General features: G+C 59.8%; 12 protein-coding genes. 9 read left to right on the top strand and 3 right to left on the bottom strand.

The window, feature by feature from the left end:
• Positions 1–19 precede the first annotated feature (19 nt).
• Together CFE428DRAFT_RS29150 and CFE428DRAFT_RS29145 are read right to left on the bottom strand one after the other, a co-directional pair.
• Positions 20–694, bottom strand: a complete 675-nt coding sequence (locus CFE428DRAFT_RS29150; RefSeq protein WP_042726055.1) for a response regulator transcription factor — start codon at positions 692–694, stop codon at positions 20–22.
• A 244-nt stretch (positions 695–938) separates the two neighbouring features.
• Positions 939–5129 (bottom strand): autotransporter outer membrane beta-barrel domain-containing protein, encoded by a 4191-nt coding sequence (locus CFE428DRAFT_RS29145; RefSeq protein ID WP_157447675.1) that lies wholly within the window; start codon positions 5127–5129, stop codon positions 939–941.
• 490 nt (positions 5130–5619) lie between these two features.
• Between CFE428DRAFT_RS29145 and CFE428DRAFT_RS34720 the strand changes: the two genes are divergently transcribed.
• The 8 genes from CFE428DRAFT_RS34720 (at position 5620) to CFE428DRAFT_RS29105 (ending at position 13084) form a co-directional block, all read left to right on the top strand.
• Positions 5620–8583 (top strand): sigma 54-interacting transcriptional regulator, encoded by a 2964-nt coding sequence (locus CFE428DRAFT_RS34720; protein WP_006983311.1) that lies wholly within the window; start codon positions 5620–5622, stop codon positions 8581–8583.
• Positions 8584–8629: 46 nt separating this feature from the next.
• A complete protein-coding gene (locus CFE428DRAFT_RS29135) occupies positions 8630–9085 on the top strand; it encodes an STAS domain-containing protein (protein ID WP_042726039.1) in 456 nt (151 codons plus the stop codon).
• On the top strand, positions 9072–9695 hold the full coding sequence (locus tag CFE428DRAFT_RS29130) for a sigma-70 family RNA polymerase sigma factor (RefSeq protein ID WP_006983309.1): 624 nt from the start codon (positions 9072–9074) through the stop codon (positions 9693–9695). Before CFE428DRAFT_RS29135 ends, CFE428DRAFT_RS29130 begins: the two co-directional genes overlap by 14 nt.
• An 82-nt stretch (positions 9696–9777) precedes the next feature.
• Positions 9778–10107, top strand: coding sequence for an anti-sigma factor family protein (locus CFE428DRAFT_RS34715; protein WP_049975788.1), 330 nt, complete (start codon positions 9778–9780; stop codon positions 10105–10107).
• A gap of 180 nt (positions 10108–10287) precedes the next feature.
• A complete protein-coding gene (locus CFE428DRAFT_RS29120) occupies positions 10288–10797 on the top strand; it encodes a DoxX family protein (RefSeq protein ID WP_006983307.1) in 510 nt (169 codons plus the stop codon).
• Positions 10798–10889: 92 nt separating this feature from the next.
• Complete coding sequence (locus CFE428DRAFT_RS29115) at positions 10890–11186, top strand: hypothetical protein (protein WP_006983306.1); 297 nt, start codon at positions 10890–10892, stop codon at positions 11184–11186.
• Positions 11187–11352: 166 nt separating this feature from the next.
• Positions 11353–12201, top strand: coding sequence for an MNIO family bufferin maturase (gene bufB, locus CFE428DRAFT_RS29110; protein WP_042726052.1), 849 nt, complete (start codon positions 11353–11355; stop codon positions 12199–12201).
• Positions 12179–13084, top strand: a complete 906-nt coding sequence (locus CFE428DRAFT_RS29105; RefSeq protein WP_042726038.1) for an HvfC/BufC family peptide modification chaperone — start codon at positions 12179–12181, stop codon at positions 13082–13084. The genes bufB and CFE428DRAFT_RS29105 overlap by 23 nt, the downstream gene beginning before the upstream one ends.
• A 200-nt stretch (positions 13085–13284) precedes the next feature.
• On the opposite strand, the gene CFE428DRAFT_RS36325 is transcribed toward CFE428DRAFT_RS29105, so the two are convergent.
• On the bottom strand, positions 13285–13716 hold the full coding sequence (locus CFE428DRAFT_RS36325; RefSeq protein WP_083805402.1) for a PPC domain-containing DNA-binding protein: 432 nt from the start codon (positions 13714–13716) through the stop codon (positions 13285–13287).
• 398 nt (positions 13717–14114) lie between these two features.
• Between CFE428DRAFT_RS36325 and CFE428DRAFT_RS29095 the strand changes: the two genes are divergently transcribed.
• Positions 14115–14396 (top strand): hypothetical protein, encoded by a 282-nt coding sequence (locus CFE428DRAFT_RS29095; RefSeq protein ID WP_006978743.1) that lies wholly within the window; start codon positions 14115–14117, stop codon positions 14394–14396.
• Positions 14397–14568: the final 172 nt, after the last annotated feature.

Here is a 14568-nt window from a genome sequence, read left to right as displayed (position 1 = left end):
CAGGCGTCGCCAGGGCCGGCTATTCCGGGCGGAAGACATAACCGATCCCACGCAGGGTATGAATCAATTTGGTATCGAAACCCCGGTCCAATTTGTTGCGGAGTCGGCAAACCAGAACGTCCACGACGTTGGTTTGCGGGTCGAAACTATAGTCCCACAGACGCTCCAACAACTGCATCTTCGTCAAAGCACGGCCGCGATTACGAACGAGCAATTCGAGCAACGCAAATTCCCGGGGCTGCAGGTCAATTCGCCGCCCCTCACGTTTTGCGATATGGGCCAGAAGATCGATCTCCACTCCAGCGGACTCGAGTCGTTCCACCTCCGCCTCCCGACTCACCCGCCGGACGATCGCTTCCACACGCGCCAGCAACTCCGATATCGCGAAGGGCTTTTGCAGGTAATCATCCGCCCCGCTCCTTAAGCAGCGCACCTTGTCCTCCACGGAGTGCTTTGCGCTCAAGACGACGATGGCGACCGGCGTTTTTCCTTTCCGAATCCGTTCGATCAAACTGAGGCCATCCATTTTGGGCAGCATCAGATCGATCACTGCCGCGTCGAATGGCGCGGTCTGCAGTTTCTGCAGCCCGTCCTCCCCATCCGAGGAGATTTCCGCCAAATAGCCGTTTTGCTTGAACCCCTTCGCAACAAACGAAGCAATTCGGCTATCGTCTTCGACTACGAGGATACGCATGTTGTAGAAGAGACTCACGCGCGCTGGTCTGGCAAGTCGTTCACCCTAACTTATTCAGAGCATTTCCGCCTCCGCGCCAGGTCGCGAATTTCCTGACTAGGTGTCACGATTTTGGCCAGGCGCTAATATTTCTCGATCGGTTGGGGCAAACGGGCCCGAGCCACTCGGGTTCAAAATTTACCAGCCGTCATTCTCGATGCGTTCGCCGGACCGCATGGGAGGTGAACAACCGCGCTACGCCGCTTTAGAACGCCACGCGAAAGCCGCCCGTGATGCTGGTCGACTGGTAATTCTTCCGTCCAACTTCGCCGTCGTAGTAGAAGTAGGTCGACATCCGGTCGTTGAACTGGATGGCGAAGCCGGCGCCGAGCAGCGCGCTGTCGCGGCCAAGTTGGGGGCCGTTGACAAGGAAGGAGTTGCCGGTCCCGCCGCCGAAGCTGGAATTGAGGGCGTAAGCAGAGTCGCCATACTCGTGCTGCCAGGCGGCGCGGAGCTCCGGCTTGATCAGGACGCCGCCGACTTTCCAATCGTAGCTGGCCTTGAAACCGAGCGCGGTGCGCAGGGATTCGCCTTTGCCGCCGTGGATATTCAACGGAGCAAGCGAGCCGTGCTCGGTGAATTCGTTGGTGCCGATATAGGTGTAATTGAAACTGGCGGCGGGGCCAAAAGTCAGGCCGCCTTTATTGAAATCGTAGCCGGCGCCGAAGAGCGCATTGAGTTCGCCACCCGCCGTGTCGCCGCGGGCTTCACCCTGCAGGGCATTGCGGCGGGTGTCGTAGCTGTTGTAACCGCCGAAGGCTGCCAGGTCGGCATAGAAGCCCCTGGCCGGACTGGGCGTCGGGGCGGGAGCCTCTGGCGAGGAGTCTTTCGACATCATCGGCGCCGCGGTCGTCTGCTCGTTTGGGAAGAACGTGGCGTAGATACCGATCTTACCGCCATTGACCCACACACGACCGCGATCGGCGAGGTCTGCGCTGGTGCCGGTATAGCCGGCAGCCAGGCCGATGGCGAAGGTGGAAGTGACCTTGTAATCCATGCCGAGGGTGAAGCCGCCGCTGCTCAAGTCATAACCACGAGCGTTGTCGGTATTGCCCACGCTGACCCATTCACCAGTGCCGGAGAGGAAGGCGCCCCAGCGGTTCCCGGCGGGGGCGACGACGTCCCTACTGTCCTTTTGGTCGGCTACGTCCTTTTCATCATCGGAAGGACCGGTAGGGTTGAAAGAGCCTAAAGGACCAGCGGAACCGAAGGTGCCGCTGTAGCTCGGACCGGCACCGTTGACGGCGAGCCCCGCGGCACTGAAGCCGCTGGAGCCGCTGGAGCCGCTACGGATATCATCATTGCGGCGCTGGATGTTTTGCGACTGCACGCCGGCCAGGGAGGTGCCGATAGTGAAGATGGAGGTCAGTTCCTCCGGAGCAATCTTGTCGAAGTCACCAGGCAGCCCGGTGAGTTTGCGGTAGTCGAGATAGTCGATGAGCGAGTTCGCCCTCCTGGCGTTCACCACATTGTCCAGCGCTTTTGCCACGGAGCGTTGGTTGGAAGTGAGTCCCGAATTCTGCGCGAACGTCTCGAAGGAACCCTGCACGGCTTCCAGCGCGACACTGTTTTTTCGATAGACCACCGTGGGCTCGAGAATGGTGTCGCTGGTGAAATCATTCTCCACCGTGGCAAACCTGCCGTTCACGCCTTCGTTGGCCGTCAGGAAGGTGACCGGCTTGTTGCGCTTCAGCTTGAAATGATTGACTCGCACGAGTTGCAACGCGCCGTCGAGTTTCGCGGTGCCGTCCACGCTCAGCAAATCGTGCTGGTTAAGATCGCGCCCACCGATTTCGATCTTTAGAAGACCAGCAGCGGTCTGCGTGTAGTTGCCAGTCACGTGAATGTGTCCCGGCGAGTGACCAGGGCTGACGATTCCGGCATTGAAAAGGTTGCCAAGGATGTTTCCGTTTCCGCCGAGAAAACCCTTGGGGAGCACATTCAGTTGATTGACGTCCAGCGTGGCGTTCTCGAGATCGATGCTCGAATTGCCGACGAGGTTCACCGGGCCGGTGGTCACGTGCAGCGTATTGAAGATCTTCAGCGAACTGTCGGGAAAGAAGGTGAGCGTGTTGACCGTATTGCTCTCCGTCGGGCCGCCCGTCGTGACCGGCCCATTGACGATAAAATCGGCAAAGGTCGGAACTCCTACCGGTGCGCTATTTTGGAGCAGGGGCCCGGTCATCGTAACGCCCGTGACGGTGAACTGCACGTTGGTGGGATTGAGCAAAAATGTCCCCTGGACGAGAAAGTTGGAATTCAGGGCAAATGCACTGAAGTCGCTGACGACAAAGTTCGTTGGGTTGACGAAATTGACGAGGGTGTAGGTGGTTCGCTGCAGGCCTGTGGGGTCGATTTCGAAGGCTCCCCCGCTACCGGCATTGACGAAGGAGGAAGCAGAATTGATCACGTCGCCAGCCGCCGGCTCGAGGCTGATTCTGCCCCCGCTCCAAAGCAGCGAATCGACGTTCAGGGGCCCTTTCACCTGCAACCTGCCGCCCTGGATCTGGACCGAGCCAGCCCCCAAGGCGGAGATGTTCTGCGTGCGTAACGTCCCATTCTTGAGGACAGTGCCGTTGCCGTAAGTATTGGCCCCCGTCACCGTGAGCGTGGTTCCGACGCCCTCCTTGTCCAACTCGAGGTCGCCGGTAATCAGGCCGCCAAAGGTGCTGTTCGTGGTCGTGCTGCTCACCGTGAAAATGGCGCCGCCAAAGGTCGACTCAATGATATTGCTGGCGCCGCCGGCGTTCCCAGCAGCGACAGAGATGCTGTTGACGGTCTGCGCGGTCCCGAAGATATCCACGTCGCCAGCGAGCGCGGAGTTGGCGGTCCCGAGGATCAAGTCCGTCGTCGCCGGCAATGCGCCGCTGGTCAGCGCAGTGAGGCGTCCCTGCGCCACCGTCGTGCTGCCGGTGTAGGTATTGACCGCTTCCAAAACAATGCCTCCCTCGGTGCCGTTAAACGTGCTGGGCGCGGCATTCACCACGATCCCGCCGTTGCCCTGAATGACGGCGTTTACGATCAGATCCCGAACCTGAACATTTTGACCGGCGATATTGAAGGTCCGCGTGGCATTTCCCAGATCCACCGCCCCGCCACCGATTCCATCCTGGATAATGGGCGCAAAATTATTGCCCGGCTTGAAGACCGAGTCGATGACGTTGACGTCGCCGGCCAAAGTCAGCACGCCGCCATTCACATCCACCGTCGATTGACCGAGCCCGATTTCCGCCACGAGGGTGAGGCCGCTGACGGTGAGACGATGCCCGTTCAAATCGAGAACGGCGTTGCCGGTGCCGGTAGGCGCGTTGACGGTGCTCGCGCTTCCTGCGGGCACCGCATTATCGGCGCCCAGCTTCAGCGTGCCGTCCTGAATCTGCGTCGCACCGGTGTAGTTGTTCCCACTGTTGCTGAGAGTCAGCAGGCCCGCGCCGGCTTTGATCAGGCCATTGTTGCCACCGAGCACCCCGGCGATCGTGGCCACCCCGGTGCCGTCTACGGTGATCGTATCCGAAGCGCCGCCGAGCGTGAGGTTGGAATTAATCGTCAGGTTCGAACCACTGTTCACGGTGATTCCGGTGCCGGCATCGCCCGCGATGGTCAGGGTGAAGGGACCGCCCGCGCCACTACTGATGGTTACCGGATTCGGATCACTGACCGTCAGGCGATGGATGGTGAAATTCGCTCCCAGCGTTGTGTTTTGGTTGACTGCACCAGCGGCGGAGAAGGTTACATTGATAGGGGCGCCGGGAATCAAGCCGGCGTCGATCGTGCCAGCCGCCGCGGTCGCCCAGTTCGTATTGCCGGCATTGCTCGTCGTCCAGGTGCCATCCTGATCACCCGTCCAGAACGCCGATGGTGGAGGAGCGACCCGCAATTCAAAGGCGTTGATGATCGCCTCGCCTGCGGAGTTGAAGACGATCGCCTGACTGGTGCTGTCGGCGACAAATGTGCCGATGGCAAACTGGCCGATGCCACCGACCGCATTCGTTTTGTTGGAATCCAGCGTCACCGTGTTTCCGGCGGTTGCCGTGGTCAGATCGTTGGCAAAGCTGGAACTGGAGATATTGGCCCACCACTCGAATTGGTAAGTCTGGCCGACGGAAAGCCCGCTCATGGTAAGCGTGAAAGGAGTGGCGACAGGGACCGCCCCTCCCTCACTCTGGAGGAGGGCCTGATAGGATGCGGACAGCCCGGTAAATGGCGCACTACCCGAGCCTGCGGCATTGCTCGCGCCGACGATGGCGCCGGAGGAGAGACTGAAATTTCCCTGCGCACCGCCGGTGCTGCCCGCGTTCAAGACAAACTCGGTGAAGGTGACGCCATTGACGGTCGGGCTGCCGGCGTCGGCGGCACCCACATTGAAGGCCCCGACCAACGCGCCGCCGGTGCTCACCTCAGAATCTCCTGAAATACTCGTTGCCGCCCCCCAAGTAATGCTCGCCGCGGGTGCGACTGCGGGAAGCCAAAATGCGATCCCGATCAGAAAGGCGGCAATGCTCTGCGCGAGTGCCTGAGGGCGCCGGAGGGGAGCGGTCGCGACGACCGGAGATTCGGCGAATCGTGCGTCAAACAGGCGGCTGGCGCTGAAGGGACGGCACACGGATTTGTTGCGGGTAGGATGATTCAATTTGTCGAGTTGGTTGGTGATGGATCGGGCGACAGAACCGGGGAGCCACACGCCTTGAGAGTGCGACGGTTCCTCCACGTCTGAGCCTTCGTCGCGCGATCAACGCGATCCTTACAAAAAGCTTCCGAAATTATGCCGTTTGGTTTTGGCCCCTGTTCTGCAATGAACGCCACGGCTTCACGGCTCCCGCGTTGGCCGGCCCATTTCGTCGTTTTAATGCATTGCCAGTAGTGTTAGCCGTGAGAGCCTGCGTCTCATGTCAACGCGCACTAATCGAGTCGAAGTAGCATCGAGCCCCGCTCCCGTTGCGGAGAGCGAACTCGCCGCACGGCTCGTCGAAAACAGCCCTGATTGCATCAAGGTGCTCGATCTCGAAGGGCGCTTACTTTCCATGAATGCCGGTGGAATGAAATTGCTGGAGATTTGCGATCTCCAGTCATTCATCGGCGCATCGTGGATCGATTTTTGGCAGGGCGCGGATCGCGAAGCGGCGGAAGCGGCGGTGAGCAAGGCACGCGAGGGCAGCGTCGGCAAATTTGTCGGCTACTTTCCGACTAGGCAGAGCCGCACGCCAAAATGGTTCGATGTGGTGGTCAGCCCAATTGCCGATGAATCGGGCAAACCCGAAAGACTGCTGGCATCCTCCCGTGATGTGACCACTTACAAGCGAGCCGACCGCGCTCTGCGGGCGCTGGCCGAAGGCACCGCCAGCGCCACGGGCGACGAGTTCTTCCGCTCCCTCGCACGCTACGCAGCGCAAGCGCTCGGTGCTCGCTACGCCTTCGCCGCAGAAACGTTGAGCGAACTCGAATCACAATCGCTCGCCTATTGGGAGGGGTCCGACTTTGGGGCAGGCTTCACCTACCGCTTTCCCGGCACCCCGTGCCAACGGGTCGCGGCCGGTCACGTGTGCATGACCACCTCCGGTCTGGCCGCAAAATTTCCCGAGGACGTCTGGTTGCAGCAGATTGGGGCGGAAAGTTACGTCGGGGTGCCCATGCGCAACGCCAGCGGCCGCACGATTGGTCACATCGCTGTTCTCCACACCCAGCCGATGGAGCCGACCGAGGAGGACATTGCGACGTTGAAGATTTTCGCGGCCCGCGGCTGCGCGGAACTGGAGCGAAAACAGGCCGACGACCGTTTGCGGCAGGCACACGCCGAACTTCGGCGCACCCACATCGAGACGGAAGCGCTGCTCAACATTACCCGAGCCATCGGACATCACCTGCAACGCGACGTCCTTTTCGGCGCGCTCGCGGAATGCCTGCAAACGGCCGTGCCTACGGACTGTTTTGGCATCGCCCTGCCGGTGGCGGGAGCTCGCATTCAAGCCCACATCCTGAACCAGAAGAACATTCGGTCGGAAGGTGCGCCGCCCACTTTACATGAGGCGAAAGGCTCAGCGGCGGAGTGGGTGATGAAGAATCGCGAGTGGTATGTGGCCGCGACGCGGCGGGAGGTTTCCGAACGTTTTCCGAAAACTTCCGAGATGATGCAGCGGGAGCAAATGGAATCCGCCTGCGTCCTGCCACTGGTGGCCGGCGACCGCGTGCGCGGGGCCCTCTTTTTCCTGGCCGCGGGAAAGGAATCGTATGCCGCACTCCAACACGCTTTCATGAACCAAGTGGCCAGCGCGGTGGCGGTGGCGCTGGACGATTGTCTCGTGCAGGAGGAAATGCGCCGCCTTGGCGAGGAACTCGCGGCGCAGAAGATCGCCCGGCTGGAGCAGCAGAAGGAAGAGGTCACCCACGAACTCGAGGAAACGAGCAAGGCACTCGACGCGAGCGAGGAACGCTTTCGCGACTTGTTCGACGAGGCGCCGATCGCCTACGTCCATGAAGAACTTGATTCTCATTTCATCCGCGCGAATCGCGCCGCGATACGGATTCTGGGAATTAAACCCGAAGACGTGCCGCACACTTATGGCAAGACCTTCGCGCCTGATACGCCGGACGCGCAGCGCAGAATGCGCGAGGCATTTGAGTCCATCGGCCGCGGGACGGACACGAGCGGTGTGGTCCTGGAAATGCGGCGGAAGGACAACGGCAAGCCGTTTTGGATCCAATGGTGGTCACGGCCTGATCCCAGCGGAAAATATACGCGCACGATGTTTCTCGATATCACCGATCGGGTGCTGATGGAGCAGGACAAAGCACGGCTCGAAGCGCAGAACACTTACCTCCAGGAGGAAATCCGCAGTCAGCACAACTTCGTGGAGATCGTCGGCAACAGCCCGTCGCTGCTCCAGGTTCTCCGGCAAGTCGACCGGGTTGCCTCGACGGATTCCACCGTGCTCATTTGCGGTGAGACTGGCACAGGCAAGGAACTGATCGCCCGCGCCATTCATGATCGCAGCCCCCGGCGCGAACGGCCACTGGTCAAGGTGAACTGCGGTGCGATCAGCACGGGCTTGGTGGAGAGTGAACTTTTTGGTCACGTCAAGGGGGCCTTCACGGGCGCGATCGCCAATCGGGAAGGACGTTTTGAACTCGCCGATGGCGGCACTATTTTCCTCGACGAAGTGGGAGAACTGCCGCCGGAGACGCAGGTGAAATTGCTGCGGGTGTTGCAAGAGCAGGAATTCGAACCGATTGGCAGCACGAAGACCGTGAAAGTCGACGTGCGGGTCATTGCCGCGACGAATCGCGACCTCGAAACCATGGTGCGCGAAGGGAAATTCCGCAGCGATCTGTTTTACCGTCTGAACGTCGTTCCCCTGACAATGCCGCCACTGCGCCAGCGCGCGAACGACATCCCGTTACTGACGATGTTCTTCCTCGAAAAATTTGCCCGCAAGCTGGGAAAATCGCTAGGCCAGATTGCCGAAGAAACCATGGCTCGGTTGTGTCAGTATCCGTGGCCGGGGAACATTCGCGAATTGCAAAATGTAATCGAGCGGGCCGTGGTTTTATCGACCGGATCGCTACTCACCGTGGAAAAGGGAGCATTGCCCGGCGCAACTGGCGTAATGGCGCAAGGGCCTGGCTGGACACCGGAACGAGCGATGATCGATGCGGCGGAGCCGTTGTCGACGCCATTGGGGGCGACGTCAGGGAATGCGTTGGAAGACGTGGAGCGGCAACATATCGCATCTGTGCTCCAGCAGACCAACTGGCGCATCGAGGGAGCGAATGGCGCGGCCAAAATCCTGAATCTCCAGCCAAGCACTCTGCGCAGCCGGATGCAAAAGCTCGGTATCGTGCGTCCGGCCAGGTAGGATAAGCGGGAAGCCACGAAATCGCGCGGGTGAGCCACGAAAGCTCGTGGCCACGGAGTTCGTGGGTCGAACAGCAGGGATCCTCTTCCAGGCGGAAAATCGGAAATTTTCCGGAGTAAACGCGGACCTTTCGCCGATCGAATCGGTTCGTGGCACGTCGGTTGCGAATAGCGCGGCTCGCAACGCAAACCGAATTCTCATGCTCCGAATTTCTGCCATTTCCGAAAGCGAAACCGCAACCACTCTGCGCCTGGAAGGTCATCTGGCCGGACCGTGGATTGTCGAGTTTCGTGATGCTTGCGAGCGGTCGCTCGCTACCGGCCGCAGGGTGACGATTGACCTCGCCGGGGTCTCCCTCATCGAGCGTTCCGGATTCGATTTATTGGTCTCTCTTTCCCGCCGCGCAGTGGCGCTCGTGCACTGCTCGCCTTTCCAGGAGGAGCAGTTGCATCGGGCCTTCGAGACCAGTTCCGAAACCACCGCCCCCCATGAACCAGCCTGAACTCGTGACCACGGCGCCATCCCCAGTGCTACCCCAAGCCGATCCCGATTGTTGGGTCGACGCACATGGAGATTGCCTCTATCGCTTCGCGCTCCTCCGCGTGCGCAAAGAAGAGGTCGCAGAAGATCTCGTGCAGGAAACACTGCTTGTGGCTGTTCGGACGCATGAAAAATTCGGCGGGCGGTCAAGCGAACGCAGTTGGCTCGTGGGCATTTTGAAGAACAAGATTTGCGACCACTTCCGCAAGCTGGGACGCGAGACCAACTTCACGGATTTGGAATTTTTTGGCGACGCACATTCAGACCGCTTCGACGGTGAGAATTACTGGATACACGAACGCGGCCCCTCCGAGTGGAAGCCCGAAGGTGAAGAAGCGATGAAGCGCGCCGAATTCTGGCAGGCGCTGGAAGCGGGACTCGCCCGCCTTCCCGAGCGCATCGCGGCGGTGTTCACCATGCGGGAAATTGACGATATTCCGAGCAAGGAAATCTGCGTCACGCTCAAGATCAGCGAGGCAAATCTTTGGGTCATGTTGCATCGGGCGCGCATGGCACTGCGGGAACATCTGGAAACGAGCTTTTTCCAAGGACAGGGAGTCGCGCGGCTATGATCGAGACGACGAATTGGCGGAGATCCCCCCTTTCGCGAAGAAAGAGTGTAAGTTTTTTGCTTCCCGTGCCACTAATTTGGCGATGTCTTCCGCACCTGCCGACCACCAGCCTTCTTTCTGGCTCAGCGCGAGAATTGCCGGGGTGGTCTGGCGTGTCACCCCGGATTGTCGGGAGGTAACTCGGCTCACTTCGGAAGATCGCGATCGCGAACTGCCATTCACCACCCGCACCCAGTTGGGTCTGCACCGCTGGTTCTGCAAGGACTGTGCACGCTATGCGGCCCAATTGGATTTGATCCGCGATGCCGCGCAGCGTCTGCCGGAACACCTGGCTAAATCGAAACAGCCAGTCCTGGCAGGCGACGCAAGGTCGCGCTTGAAGCAAGCGCTCCGCGAACGGATTCGCGAATAACTTCCAAAATCCAAAAGGTATCGATGCCGCTGTCAGGAAACGCGGCAGGAGATCGACGAATCGGGCATGATTCGCGCACCTGGCAACCATTGGCCCGGGCATGCTGCTCCGATTCCGATGCGCGGAAAGAAAACTCACAAACGCGTGTAAGGAACGCGCGCCGCTGACGACAAACTGCGCATGAAATTCACGCCCGTCACCGCATACACTTCACTGATCCGGCTCTGTTCTTCGCTTCAACCTGCGCTGCTGTTCGCGCTGCGGATCTACTGGGGCTGGTCGTTCTTCCAGACCGGGAAGGGCAAACTCATGAACCTCGACCAGACAACGGAATTCTTCGCCACGCTTCACATTCCGTTTCCTGGAATCAATGCCTCGCTCGCGGGCGCCACGGAATGCTTTGGTGGACTGCTCTTGCTGGTTGGCCTGGCGTCGCGCCTCGCCGCGCTCCCGCTCGTCGCCACGATGATCGTCGCCTATTTGACGGCCGAGATCGAGGTCGTGGAAAACATCTTCAACGATCCCGACAAGTTCACCGCGGCGGACCCGTTTCTGTTTCTATTAGCGACGGTTATCGTCCTGGTTTTCGGACCCGGCGCGCTCTCTCTCGATCGCTTGATCATCCGCCTCCGTCACAAGAGATCGGCGGCTTCAATGGCCGTTCCCGTCACCGCGCCGACCCCGGCCTGAAACGCACCCATTTTGCGTTCCTGAACGCGGAAATCCCCGCGCACAGGGAACGCGAATAACAAAACAAAAAACAAACACACATAACCACGATCATGAAAAATCAATCCACCAGCAAAGCGCTGCTCGCCGGCGCCGCCATCGCGGGCCTTCTCTCCGGAGGCTTCACCGCCCAACTTCACGCCGCAACCACGACGGTCAAGAGCGGCGCGCCCAATGCCGGCGTCCTCGCCGATGATAAGAAGGGCGAGACGCACGACTGCTCGGGGAAGAATGGCTGTAAAGGCAAGGGCGGCTGCAAGACCGGCGACAACGGCTGCGCCGGCAAGAATTCCTGCAAGGGCAAGGGCGGTTGCGCCATGAAAGATGGCAAGCCCGTCCACGGCAAGTAAGAGCCGGCGAGCAAATCTCTCCGGGGCTCCGGTCGCGATCTCTGGCCGGGGCCCCGCATCTCCCAACTGCAGCTTCCGAATGGCGATTGCCGATTGCCGATTGAATCGCGACTCACACTCACCCCAAGTCAGCAATCGCCAATCGAAAATCGACAACCCCTTTTTCATGCCCGCCAACCGCTTCAACGCGTTCACCGAATACGGCATCGGCATCGGCCTGCGTATTCCACACTACGGCCAGATCCTCGAAAAGAAACCGGTCGTCGATTGGTTCGAGATCATCTCGGAGAATTACCTGGTCGATGGTGGGCGCGCGCTCCATGTGCTCGACCAGATCCTCGAGCAGTATCGCGTCATTCAGCACGGCGTTTCCATGTATTTCGGCAATGCCGCGCGGCCCAACCGCGGCCACCTGCGCAAACTCAAGGGGCTCGTCAAACGCACCGGCACACCCTGGCTGAGCGATCACCTCTGTTGGGGTAGCGTGGGCGGACGCTTTACCCACGACCTTCTCCCGATGCCTTACACTTGGGAAGCCGTGGAATGGACCGCGCGCAACATCCGCGAAGTCCAGGACACCGTGGGCATCCCTGTCGCCGTCGAGAATGTCAGCAGCTACGCCGAGTTCCATGCCTCGGAAATGACCGAGTGGGAATTTCTTGGCGAAGTGGTCGAGCGGGCCGATTGCGGCATTCTCCTCGACGTCAACAACATCTACGTCTCCTCGAAAAACCACGACTTCGATCCTTACGTCTACCTCGACGCGGTGCCTGTCGAACGCGTGGCGCAGATCGACATCGCCGGCCACACCCAATACGAGCGCTACCTTCTCGACACGCACGATCATCCGGTGCTCGACCCGGTGTGGAAAATCTACGCCCATGCCATCGGTCGCATCGGCCGGACGGCCACGCTGCTGGAATGGGACGACCGCATCCCCAGCTTCGACGAAGTCCATGCCGAAGCGCTCAAGGCCAACCGCTACCTGCCCCATGCCAATACCATCGCGGCGTAGCCGGCACACTCGCGCGCGCAATCCTGCTCAGCCAAAGCTCGGCGACATTCAGCGTGCCATCGCAGGAGCACTCGTTCGTTCGCTCAATTCCGACGAGCGCATGCGGCCCGCGAACGCCGGGATAGCCGAGCGCTTCATCAAACCCAATGATCGCCTGAGCGCTTTCGAGCGACTCCAAATCTACAACCAACAATACTGGTGGCGGCTGCTCGGCGCCCTCGGCGAAGATTTTCGTGGCCTGCGCGCGGTCCTGGGCGAAGGCAAATTCGAAAAGCTCGCCGTCGCTTACCTCGAAGCCTGCGGATCGCATTCCTGGACTTTGCGCGATCTCGGCTCCCGTCTCGTCGCATTTCTGGCAGAGCGCCCGGAATACACCTGCCCCCGGACGGACCTCGCCCTCGACGTGGCTCGAGTGGAATGGGCGCGCGTCCTTGCGTTCGACGATCCGGAAAAGCCGACGCCCAAGGCGGAGCAGATTGCCCAAACGCCTCCCGATCGCCTGCGACTCCAACTCCAACCGTATCTTAATCTGCTGGAGCTTGGTCATCCCGTCGATGAACTCATGCGTAAGCTCAAACGAACCGGAGCCGTTGCAGTCAGCAATGCGGTGTCGATCGCTGCCCCCCGGCAGCGCGAGACAGTGAGCATCCGCCGAAGTCGCGCGCCCATTCATCTCGCGGTTCACCGGGCCAACTTCTCCGTCTACTACCAACGTCTCGATCCCGAAGCGTTCCGACTCCTCCAGGCGCTACGCTCGGGCGCAACACTGGCGGACGCCTGCGCGACGGCCTTCGCCGAAAACAAAAAACCGCCCGAGCAAATCGCCACCGATATCAAGGAATGGTTTGCCCGCTGGATGGAGTTCGGCTGGTTCAGCCGGTAATCGTGCAGCACACTCTCTTGGATTCACCCCAAGCCAAGAGCGCTCTTCTTACCACCATCGCCTATTCAAGCAGAGGTTAGCTCACAATTTGTGGCCAGCACGGTTGCTGCCATCGCGGCGGTGCCGAGGACTGGCGGTGGCAATTTGTTCACAAGGCAAGATCCCCGAGCCCCGATAGTCACCCAGCCTCCATCGATGCGTTAAAGCTTAAGCAGCGGTAGCCCCGTTTTGGGATCAGTCTCGCGCTGAAGGTGTGCAGGCGACTCAATCAACACCAACTCGAGGGTCGGACGAACGTGCGCTTCCAAAAGATGGCCTCCATGAGCGGTTCCGTCACGTTTGCCCAGAACAACGTGGGCATGGATTTTTCGTTCCGTTCCCGCGAATGCCACATTTCCGATGAGCGAAAGAACCTCGACCTGATCAGCTATGGGCAGATGCTTGTAATCGCGCCGCTCCAAATCGAAGTATCCCAGGGTTACGTTGGCAAAAGCGCCGATTCCACTGAAATGACTGCTCTGAATTTTTTGCTCTTCGGCAAACGTCAGGAGATTGCTCACCACTTCGTCTCCTTCGTCGAAAACCAATGCAAAAGTCCTTTCGGGATCGGTCTGTAAAAGTCTTGCTCTCATGGTCAGACTGATTCGTCGTCCGCGAGTGAATTGCGCGGGCTTCCTTTTCCCGTAAAGCCGCATCGATCGAAGGAGGGCTCTCGAAAATCCATGCCGGTATGGACCAATGAACTCACGGCCTTGCTCATGCTGCTGAGCCCCGCCGAAATACGCTAAAGACTAGACGTGGAATCCCCCGCCAAGCCGTCCAAGCCAACTCGCAGGCGCTTGATTGTCTTTCCGAGTCCTCCCGAATCGTCCCAAAATTCTCAACCGGGTTACTTTTGAGCACTATTCTTCCATCCGTAAGCGCCAAACCGTGCCAGTGGACCTGGGTGTGATTGAAAGTGGTGCCAGCTGGTTGGGCATCCTGACAATGATGTGTACTTTTGCGTGCAGGTGCTTAAATGTGATCGTCCATGCAAACAACTCATGGCCAGTCGTCCGATCCCCAGCGGGAGAAACAATTGTTGGAGAAACTGCGCAGTCACCCTGAATTGCTGGAGCGATTTGAAGCGATTCTGGACCTGACGGAATCCCCGAGCGGCACGGCGGACCAGATTGAGGAGTGGTTGGTCGCCGAAGTGCGGCGCTTGGGGAACAAGGCGATGCAGGCTTGGGCGCAGAGCGCCGAAGAGCAAGCGGCGGAGGATCTTCGGCAAAAGACGCCAAGGGCGAGAGTGCGAAAAAAAAGACCCTGAGTTGGTGGTGCAGCTTTGGAGCGGTCTGCCTGCAGGAGCGGATTTGGCAGGCTCCAGGGCAGAGCTATCTGCGACCCTTTTTGGGCCGGACGGCCATCACGGCCCGTGGCAAGTCCCGACGTTTACAGCGGGTCTTGAGCGATTTTGGCGCGGAGCATTCCTTTCGGCAATG

This window comes from Chthoniobacter flavus Ellin428 (assembly GCF_000173075.1).
Lineage (GTDB): Bacteria > Verrucomicrobiota > Verrucomicrobiia > Chthoniobacterales > Chthoniobacteraceae > Chthoniobacter > Chthoniobacter flavus.
This window is presented reverse-complemented; position numbering and strand designations above follow the sequence as displayed.